The organism is Cupriavidus sp. 8B (assembly GCF_054589115.1).
This window is the reverse complement of sequence record NZ_BAAILO010000335.1, coordinates 1-373: the sequence shown is the minus strand read 5'-3', so window position 1 is coordinate 373 and position 373 is coordinate 1. Positions and strand designations below refer to the sequence as shown.

Sequence of the window (373 nt, the reverse complement as noted above, 5' to 3'; positions counted from 1 at the left end):
ACTGACCCGACCACGAATACTGGGAGACTGCTCGAATGGCTGGTGCAGCTCGCGCTGCAGGCGTTCCAGTTCTGAGAATACGTCACGGGGAAACAGGGATCGATACATCATGTTTGCCTCCATTCGCTTTGGCGCGGGCGCCATAATCTGACGTCTCCGGTTGGAATGGTAAGGCTTCTCCCGCGGATATCAAGCTCTTGATTTGACTGATATTTGCCGTCATTCTTTCGAGCGGAAGGGCAGCATTAGAGACGTGGAAAGGGGAACACGCATGGAGTTCCAGGACTACTACAAGACGCTGGGAGTGACACGTGATGCCACCGCTGAGGACATCAAGAAGGCGTTCCGCAAGCTCGCGCGCAAGTTCCATCCC

The 373-nt window shown here is 55.2% G+C and carries 1 protein-coding gene and 1 pseudogene; one reads left to right on the top strand and one right to left on the bottom strand.

Translation table 11 applies throughout. The features are described from left to right. Nucleotides 1-111, bottom strand: a pseudogene (locus ACYP5B_RS33620) (Hsp20/alpha crystallin family protein); the annotation flags it as partial. A 160-nt stretch (nucleotides 112-271) separates the two neighbouring features. Here ACYP5B_RS33620 and ACYP5B_RS33615 point away from each other — a divergent pair. Beyond that, nucleotides 272-373: DnaJ domain-containing protein (locus ACYP5B_RS33615; RefSeq protein WP_459570315.1), on the top strand; the 102-nt coding region annotated here is incomplete at its 3' end.